We start from the raw sequence: 9829 nt of genomic DNA on the forward strand, positions 1-9829 counted from the left end.
TCTACACGGCTGCGGCCATGGCCAGTTGTGCGATGTCCCGCGCGCCGCGGCGGCGACTCGCTGCCCCTGGCGTGCCAGTCGCCGGATCGTACACGGAGCATCCGGACACTCACTCGGCGCGCATCCACTGGTCCATGACCGTGAGCAGGTGATCGGGGTCGACGGGCTTCGTGACATAGTCCGAGGCACCCGACTCGATGGCCTTCTCCCGGTCGCCCTTCATCGCCTTGGCGGTCAGCGCGATGATCGGCAGCCCGGCGAACTGCGGCATCCGCCGGATCGCCGTCGTCGTCGCGTAGCCGTCCATCTCGGGCATCATGATGTCCATCAGGACCACCGCCACATCGTCGTGCTGCTCCAGGACCTCGATGCCCTCGCGGCCGTTCTCGGCGTACAGCACCGACAGACCGTGCTGCTCCAGGACACTGGTCAGCGCGAACACGTTACGGATGTCGTCGTCGACGATCAGCACCTTCTCGCTGGCGAACCGGATGCCCCTGCGCGGGTGAGCCGCGGCCTCCTGGCCGCCCGCCGACCGCTGCTCCTGCCCCGAGGGCCCGGAGGCCGCGGTGGGCTGGGGGCGCTGCTCGACCGTCGGCAGCGCCCTGCGGCGCCGCCTGAAGAGCGCCGCGGGCCCGTTCTGGGTCGCGTGGTACGACCTCACCTCGGCCGGGGTCTCGATGTCCGGCGGGGGCAGCTCCCCCACCGCGGACGCCAGCAGCTCGCCGGGCTCGATCATCGCCGCCGCGGGCTGCGTGTATCCCTGCGGCGGCAGTTCACTCGGGTGCAGCGGCAAATACAGGGTGAACGTGGAGCCGCGTCCGGGCTCGCTCTGCGCGTAGATCTCACCGCCGAGCAGGCGCGCGATCTCCCGCGAGATGGACAGCCCCAGACCCGTACCGCCGTACTTGCGGCTGGTGGTCCCGTCGGCCTGTTTGAAGGCGTCGAAGATCACCCGCATCTTGCTGGCCGCGATGCCGATGCCGGTGTCGGTCACGGAGAACGCGATCAGGTCGGCGTCCGCGTCCCGCAGCGAGCCGGCCTCCAGCAACTGCTCCCGGATGGCCACCGGGACGTCCGCGCTCGCGGGCCGGATGACCAGTTCGACCGCGCCCGTGTCGGTGAACTTGACCGCGTTGGACAGCAGGTTGCGCAGCACCTGCAGGAGCCGCTGTTCGTCGGTGTGCAGCGTGGCGGGCAGCTCCGGCGACACCCGTACGGAGAAGTCGATGCCCTTCTCCGCGGTGAGCGGCCGGAAGGTGGCCTCCACGTAGTCGACGAGCTGGACGAGCGCGATACGAGTCGGGGAGACGTCCATCTTGCCCGCCTCGACCTTCGACAGGTCGAGGATGTCGTTGATCAGCTGGAGCAGGTCGGAGCCCGCCCCGTGGATCGTCTCGGCGAACTCGACCTGCTTCGGCGTGAGGTTCGACTCCGCGTTGTCCGCGAGCAGCTTGGCGAGGATCAGCAGCGAGTTGAGCGGGGTGCGCAGCTCGTGCGACATGTTCGCCAGGAACTCGCTCTTGTACCGCATGGACACGGCGAGCTGCTCGGCGCGCTCCTCCAGAACCTGCCGCGCCTCCTCGATCTCGGTGTTCTTGACCTCGATGTCGCGGTTCTGCCGGGCCAGCAGCGCGGCCTTCTCCTCCAGTTCCGCGTTGGACGCCTGGAGGGCCTTCTGCCGCTGCTCCAGCTCCTCCGAGCGCAGCCGCAGCTGCTCGGTCAGCTCCTGCGACTGCTTCAGCAGCACCTCGGTCTTGGTGTTGACCGAGATCGTGTTGACGCTCGTCGCGATCATCTCGGCGATCTGGTTGAGGAAGTCCTTCTGGATCTGCGTGAACGGCGTGAACGAGGCCAGCTCGATGACGCCGAGCACGGTCCCCTCGAAGAGCACCGGAAGCACGATGACCTGGGCCGGGGGTGCCTCGCCGAGCCCGGAGGAGATCTTCAGATAGCCGCTCGGCGCGTTCTCCACGAGGATCGTGCGTTTCTCCATGGCGGCCGTCCCGATGAGCGCCTCACCGGGCCGGAACGACGTCGGCATGGAGCCCATGGAGTAGCCGTACGACCCGAGCATGCGCAGCTCGTACGCGTCGTCGTTGCCGCTGCCGAGGTCCTTCAGGTCCTTGCCGTCGACGAGCGGCATGGCGAGGAAGAACGCGCCGTGCTGCGCGGAGACGACGGGGGTGAGCTCGCTCATGATCAGCGAGGCCACGTCCGCCAGATCGCGGCGGCCCTGCATCAGGGCGGAGATACGGGCGAGGTTGCCCTTCAGCCAGTCCTGCTCCTTGTTGGCGATCGTGGTGTCGCGCAGGTTGGCGATCATCTTGTTGATGTAGTCCTGAAGCTCCTGGATCTCGCCCGAGGCGTCCACGTCGATCTTCAGGTTGAGGTCGCCGCGGGTGACGGCGGTGGCCACGCGCGCGATGGCGCGCACCTGCCGGGTCAGGTTTCCGGCCATCTCGTTCACCGACTCGGTGAGGTCGCGCCAGGTGCCGTCGACGTCCCGTACGCGTGCCTGGCCGCCCAGGGCGCCCTCCGTGCCCACCTCGCGGGCGACGCGGGTGACCTCCTCGGCGAAGGACGAGAGCTGGTCGACCATCGTGTTGATCGTGGTCTTGAGCTCCAGGATCTCGCCACGCGCGTCGATGTCGATCTTCTTGGTGAGGTCACCCTTGGCGATGGCCGTCGTGACCATGGCGATGTTGCGCACCTGGCCGGTCAGGTTGGACGCCATGCCGTTCACGGACTCGGTGAGGTCCTTCCAGGTACCGGCGACACCCGGCACGTGCGCCTGACCGCCGAGGATGCCGTCCGTGCCCACCTCGCGGGCCACCCGGGTCACCTGGTCGGCGAACGAGCTCAGGGTCTTCACCATCGTGTTGACGGTGTCGGCGAGCTGGGCGACCTCGCCACTCGCCTCCACGGTGACCTTCTTGGTGAGGTCACCGTTGGCGACCGCGGTCGTCACCTGGGCGATCTGCCGCACCTGGCTGGTGAGGTTGGCCGCCATCACGTTGACGTTGTCGCTCAGGTCCTTCCAGATACCGGTGACCCCGGGCACCCGGGCCTGGCCGCCCAGCTGGCCCTCCGTGCCCACCTCACGGGCCACACGGGTCACCTGCTCGGCGAAGTTGGACAGCTGGTCGACCATCGTGTTGACGGTCGTGACCAGTTCGAGGATCTCGCCCTTCGCGTCGACCGTGATCTTCTTCGACAGGTCTCCGTTGGCCACGGCCGTCGTGACCTCGGCGATGTTGCGCACCTGCATGGTCAGGTTGTTGGCCATGCCGTTCACGGACTGCGTGAGATCCTTCCAGGTGCCGGAGACGCCCTGGACCTCGGCCTGCCCGCCGAGGATGCCCTCCGTACCCACCTCGCGGGACACCCGCGTGACCTGCTCGGCGAAGTTCGAGAGCTGGTCCACCATCGTGTTGAGGGTGTTCTTCAGCTCCAGGATCTCCCCGCGCGCGTCCACGTCGATCTTCTGCGACAGATCACCCCGCGCCACCGCCGTCGCGACCTGAGCGATGTTGCGCACCTGGCCGGTCAGGTTGCCCGCCATACCGTTCACGGACTCGGTGAGGTCCCTCCACACACCGGCGACCCCGGGCACCTGCGCCTGACCGCCCAGCCGGCCCTCCGTACCCACCTCGCGGGCCACCCGCGTCACCTGGTCGGCGAACGCGGAGAGCTGGTCCACCATCGTGTTGAGGGTGTTCTTCAGCTCCAGGATCTCCCCGCGCGCGTCCACGTCGATCTTCTGCGACAGGTCACCCCGCGCCACCGCCGTCGTCACCTGGGCGATCTGCCGCACCTGCGAGGTGAGGTTGCCCGCCATGAAGTTGACGGAGTCGGTGAGCTCCTTCCACGTGCCGGAGACGCCGTCCACGCGGGCCTGACCGCCCAGCCGGCCCTCGGTGCCCACGTCCCGGGCCACCCGGGTGACCTCCGCACCGAACGCGGACAGCTGGTCGACCATCGTGTTCACGGTGTTCTTCAGCTGAAGCATCTCGCCGGACACATCGACCGTGACCTTCTGCGAGAGGTCGCCGTTGGCCACCGCGGTCGTCACCTGGGCGATGTTCCTCACCTGTCCGGTGAGGTTACGGAACGCCGTGTTGACGGAGTCCGTCAGGTCCTTCCAGGTACCGGCCGCACCGGGCACCTGAGCCTGGCCGCCCAGTTCACCCTCGACGCCGATCTCACGGGCCACACGGGTCACCTCGGCACCGAACGCGGAGAGCTGGTCGACCATCGTGTTGACGGTGTTCTTCAGCTCCAGCATCTCGCCGGCGACATCGACGGTGACCTTCTGGGACAGGTCGCCGTTCGCCACGGCGGTCGTCACGGCGGCGATGTCGCGCACCTGAGTGGTGAGGTTGCGGAACACCGTGTTGACGGAGTCCGTCAGGTCCTTCCAGGTGCCCGCGGCCCCCGGCACGTTCGCCTGACCACCGAGGCGGCCCTCGCCACCGACCTCGTTGGCGACACGGGTGACCTCGTCCGCGAACGTCCGCAGTGTCTCCGTCATCTGGTTGATGGTCTCGGCGAGCTGCGCGACCTCGCCGCGTGCGCTCACCGTCACCTTCTGCGACAGATCACCGTTGGCGACGGCGGTGGTCACCTGTGCGATTCCGCGCACCTGGGCCGTCAGATTGCCGGCCATAAGATTCACCGAATCGGTGAGGTCCTTCCACACTCCCGACACCCCGGGCACCTGCGCCTGGCCGCCGAGCTCACCCTCGGTACCCACCTCGCGCGCGACCCGGGTCACCTCGGAGGAGAACGAGGCAAGCTGGTCCACCATCGTGTTGACGGTGTTCTTGAGCTCCAGCATCTCGCCGGCCACATGAACCGTGACCTTCCGTGACAGGTCACCCTTGGCGACGGCCGTCGTCACCAGCGCGATGTCGCGCACCTGCGCGGTCAGCCGGTACGCCATCGTGTTGACGGAATCCGTGAGGTCCTTCCACGAACCGGACATACCACGCACGCGTGCCTGGCCGCCCAGCTTGCCCTCGGTGCCGACCTCGCTGGCCACACGGGTGACCTCGTCCGTGAAGGTCGACAGCTGATCCACCAGGTTGTTGACCGTGCGCCCCACCTTGAGGAACTCCCCCCGGAGGGGATGCCCGTTCCCGTCGGCGCCCTGGGCGCGCAGTTCCATACGCGGCGACAGATCGCCGTCGGCCACCGCGGACAGCACCCGGCCGACCTCGGAAACGGGCCGTACGAGGTCGTCGACCAGCGCGTTCGAGTTGTCGATCGCGGTCGCCCACGAGCCCTCGCAGGCCCCCGTCTCCAGCCGCTCGGTGAGCTTGCCCTCGCGCCCCACCACGCGCCGCACGCGCGACATCTCACCCGTCAGGTGCAGGTTCCGGTCGGCCACCTCGTTGAAGACGGCCGCGATCTCCGACAGCACGCCGTCACCGGTGACCGTCAGCCGCTTGCGGAAGTTGCCGTCACGCATCGCTTCCAGCGCCGCCAGCAGCTTGTTCAGAGCCGCGGTGTCCACCGTGGTGGTGCCGTTGCGCGATGTGCGCTGCTTGCTCAGGGACTGTCCGCCTTTCGCGCGCGTCTTAGTGCCCCGCGTCGCTGCGCCAGACTCCACTGTGTCCCTCCCGCAGGGGTTGACCTCTACTGCACTGCGTACTCGGCTACCACTCGGCGTACCGGTTAACACTGCCTGCCCGATATACCAGGGTCGGCTGGATGCTGCTGCCCCGCCTGCACGTAAGGCACCCCACCTGCCCGGACCCTCCTTGGAAGCTTGCCCAGTGTTTCACCATCACTGAACCAGGCCATAACAGTTCGGCAGCTTCGCACACGGCCCGCACACCCTCCAGGCGGAAACACAGCCGACCGGCATCCGCATGGACGGCGAAGGTAAGTAACCTTGCATGCGGCTGTCCAGCCGTGCCGGCACGACCGGCCTGGGCGGTGGCACGAAGACGACCGGGCAGGCATCGGAGGGGCGGCCGCACCATGACCACCGGACTGCATCCCGGGGGCCCACCCCAGGATCCTCGGCCGACGGAGACCCAGCCTCTGCAAGGGCAGGAGCGGGACGGCCGGGGATCCTCGCACGCCTCCCCGCACGTCCTCCCGCACGTCGAGAACCGGACAAGGAGTTCTGTGATCACCGCGCGCGCGGCCGCCAGTTTCGAGCCCGTCGGGCGATCGGTCGCGACCGCCCGGTCCTTCGTTCGTGACACCCTCCAGGGCTGGGGCTTCGCCGACATCGTCGACGACGCCGTGGTGCTCACCAGCGAACTGGTCACCAACGCGGTGGTCCACGCGGGCACAGCGGCCGACGTCCTCTGCCTGCGCGCCGACGACGGCGTACGCATCGAGGTCGCCGACAGATACCCCGAGCGCGAGATCCCCCTCCAGACCACATCCGTCAACATGGGCAGCCCCGACCGCGAGGGCGGCCGCGGCCTCCAGTTGTGCGCGGCGCTCGCGGCGCGCTGGGGCGTCGACTACACGCCCACACACAAGCAGGTGTGGTTCCATCTCGACCTGCCCGAACGGCCGGTGGGCACGCGCACGGCCGGCCCCTCCCTCCCCGCCGACCTCCTCCCGCTCGCCGACGGCCGGGTCCGCGTCGCCGTGGTCCAGATCGACCGCACGGGCTCGATCGGTGCCTGGAACGAGGACGCCGAGGAACTGTTCGGGTACGCGGCCGAGCAGGTCACCGGCAAGCCCCTCACCGACCTCGCGGCCTGGCCGCACACCCCGGGCACCAGCACCGGCATCGCCGAGGCCCTCCAACTGTCCCGCTGGGAGGGCAGTTACGGCATCCGCGGCGCCAACGGCCGCGTGACCCCTGTGTACGCCTCACATCTCCGCGTCCGCGACACGCACGGCGACCCGTCGACCGTCTGCCTTCTCGTACGGGACCACGAACGCGCCGTCCTCCAGACGCCGGTGCGCGTCCCGGCCTCGGACACAACGGCGGCATCTGACGGCCAACCGACGGACCCCTTCGAGGTGTTCATCGGCTCCCCGGCCCCCGACGACCTGGACGGCCTCCTCCAGCGCACGGTCGAACGCGCACGCGACATGCTCGACGGCGACTCGGCGTTCCTGCTCCTCGCGACGGACGACGAAACGGAGTTGGAGGTTCGCGCCTCCACGGGCCTCCCCTCCGCCCGCCAGCGCTTCGCCCGCGTCCCGGTCGAGGCGGGGCCCGGCCGCTACGGCTCGGCCCGCATGCCGGCGGTCCACGACGACCTCACGGCGGTCCCCGGCGCCGTACCGCTGCTCAGCGGCACGGGCATGCGCTCGGTCGTCACGGTCCCGCTCAAGGTCGAAGGCCGCCTCACCGGCTCCCTCGGCGTGGCGGCCGAGGCACCGGGACGCTACTCCAACGAGGAGGCACTGCGCCTGCAGTTCGCCGCCGACCGCATCGCCCTCGCCGTCGAGTCGGCCCGCCTCGGCGAACTGGAGCGCCTGCGCCGCGGCTCGCTCAGCTTCCTCGTCGAGGCCTCCGACCTCCTCGCGGGCACCCTGGACCGCGACCAGACCCTCGCGCTCATGGCCCAGATGACGATCCCGACCCTCGCCACCTGGTGCGCGGTCTACACGATCGCCGACCAGGCCTCGGAGCCCTACCTGTCGTACGTCCTCCACGAGGACGAGGAGCGCATCGACGGCATCAAGGCCCTGCTGTCCAAGGTTCCCCCGCCGGACCCGATCCCCACTCCGGGCGCCCGCGTCTGGTCGGCCCCCGCCGAGGCGGCCCACCAGGCGGCGCTGCGCACGTCCATGCGCAGCCTGGGCCTGGGCGAGCCCGCGACGGTGAGCTCGGGCATCGGCACCACGCTCGCGACGGCCGCGGCGGTGGGCGGCGAGACCGTGGTCCTGCCCCTGGTGGCCCGCAACCGCGTGATCGGCATGCTGGCGCTGGGCAGGCCGACGGACGAACACTTCCGCCAGGAGAGCCTGGAACTGGCCGAGGACCTGTCACGCCGGGCGGCCCTGGCGCTGGACAACGCCCGCCTGTACTCGGAGCGCACGGCGATCAGCCAGTCCCTCCAGCGCAGCCTCCTGCCGCCCGAACTGCCGGAAGTCGAGGGCGTCGAGGTCGAGGTCATTTACCGCGCGGCCGGAGAGGGCAACGAGGTCGGCGGTGACTTCTACGACCTGTTCCCGATCCGCGACGGGGCGTACGGCTTCGCCATCGGCGACGTCTGCGGTACGGGCCCGGAGGCGGCCGCGGTCACCGGCCTCGCCCGCCACGCCCTGCGCCTGCTGGCCCGGGAGGGCTTCGGCGGCCCCGCGGTCCTGGAGCGCCTGAACTCCGCCATCATCGACGAGGGCGCCCGCAGCCGCTTCCTGACGCTTCTGTACGGCGAGTTGTGGCCCCAGGAGGACGGCAGCGCCATCCTGAAGGTGGTTTGCGCCGGCCATCCGCTCCCGCTCCGCCTACGCCAGGACGGCTCGGTCGAACCGGCCGCGGAACCCCAGCCGCTGCTCGGCGTCATGGAGGACCTGGAGCTGTACGAGCAGACGGTCACCCTCGATCCCGGTGACGTCCTCCTGTGTGTGACGGACGGCGTCACCGAACGCCGCGAGGGCACCCGCATGCTGGGCGACGACGGCCTCACGGACGTCCTGACCACGTGCACGGGCCTGACGGCGGGCGCGGTCGCGGCCCGCATCATGCGCGCGGTCGAACGCTTCGCGTCCGACGCCCCGTCCGACGACATGGCGATCCTCGCCATGCGCGTGCCGGGCCTCCACAAGGACTGACACGCGCACACAGAAAAGGCCTCGCCCATCAGGGCGAGGCCTTTTGTCAGAGCCCCCAAACGGAATCGAACCGTTGACCTTCTCCTTACCATGGAGACGCTCTGCCGACTGAGCTATAGGGGCCTGTCGCCTTTTCGGGGTTTCCCTCGCGGCAACGGAATAGATCATACCCCGAACTGATGAGTGCTCCGCACCAGCAGCCCTCTGGGCCGTCCCACGCCCTGTGGACGCGGGATCGGACTCACCGGAAGGCGGGTTGCAGCAGTCCGCCCAGCGCGTTGCAGGCGGAGACGACACGCTGCACCTGCCGCCTGGTGAGCGAGCCGTCCACGGGCAGTGCCAGCGTCTCGTCCGAGGCGAGCTCGGTCTCCGGGAGGCAGACGTCCCGCCGGAACTCCGGCATGCGGTGCACGGGTGTCTTGACCGGCACCCGGCACTCAATCCCCCGGGCCCGCAAGGCACGCGCGAAGGCGTCGCGGTCCGGCCGCCCGTTGCCGGGCACCCGCACGACGTACTGCTGGTAGGTGTGCTCACCACCACCGTCCGGGGTGCGCACCCCGCGCAGCCGACCGCTGAGATGGGCAGCATGCGCCCTGCGCTGCGCGACCTCGTCGTACGGCTTCTCTGTCTCGCCCTGCTCCAGCACCAACAGCCCGCGCCGTTGCCCGACTTCACGCAGTCGTGCGATGTCCGCGGTCCTGCCGAAGCGGTGCACGACGATCACGGCCGCGGTGCGCTCGCTGACGGCGGCATCGACGGCGGTGGCGTCCAGGCAGTACGTCCCCGGATCTATGTCGGCGAACACCGGCACCGCACCGGCCAGTTGCACGGCCTCGGCGACCTCTACGTTCCCGAACGCCGGCACGATGACCTCGTCACCTACGCCGATGCCTGCGGCTCTGAGCATTGCGGCTGCACTCATACTTCGGATGCTGGTGGCGCAACGTGAACAGGAAGTGACGCGAAACAAAAAAGAGTTGGTCCCCGAACCGAAGTTCGGGGACCAACTCTCTCAATATTTGTTCGGCGGTGTCCTACTCTCCCACAGGGTCCCCCCTGCAGTACCATC

At 69.3% G+C, this 9829-nt stretch carries 3 protein-coding genes and 1 tRNA gene; 1 reads left to right on the top strand and 3 read right to left on the bottom strand.

Annotation, left to right across the window (positions count from 1 at the left end; genetic code table 11):
- Positions 1 to 109 precede the first annotated feature (109 nt).
- Positions 110 to 5614 (bottom strand): HAMP domain-containing protein, encoded by a 5505-nt coding sequence (locus IE262_RS28540; protein WP_189877691.1) that lies wholly within the window; start codon positions 5612 to 5614, stop codon positions 110 to 112.
- Positions 5615 to 5988: 374 nt separating this feature from the next.
- Here IE262_RS28540 and IE262_RS28545 point away from each other — a divergent pair, with 374 nt between their 5' ends.
- Positions 5989 to 8760, top strand: coding sequence for a SpoIIE family protein phosphatase (locus IE262_RS28545; RefSeq protein ID WP_134041302.1), 2772 nt, complete (start codon positions 5989 to 5991; stop codon positions 8758 to 8760).
- A gap of 50 nt (positions 8761 to 8810) precedes the next feature.
- Here IE262_RS28545 and IE262_RS28550 read toward each other — a convergent pair.
- Both IE262_RS28550 and IE262_RS28555 read right to left on the bottom strand, forming a co-directional pair.
- Positions 8811 to 8883: transfer RNA gene (locus tag IE262_RS28550), tRNA-Thr, on the bottom strand.
- A gap of 118 nt (positions 8884 to 9001) precedes the next feature.
- Entirely contained in the window at positions 9002 to 9667 is a 666-nt protein-coding gene (locus IE262_RS28555; RefSeq protein ID WP_189877733.1) for a DegT/DnrJ/EryC1/StrS family aminotransferase, read from the bottom strand.
- Positions 9668 to 9829: the final 162 nt, after the last annotated feature.

Source organism: Streptomyces bluensis (assembly GCF_014650715.1).
GTDB classification, from domain to species: Bacteria; Actinomycetota; Actinomycetes; order Streptomycetales; family Streptomycetaceae; genus Streptomyces; species Streptomyces bluensis.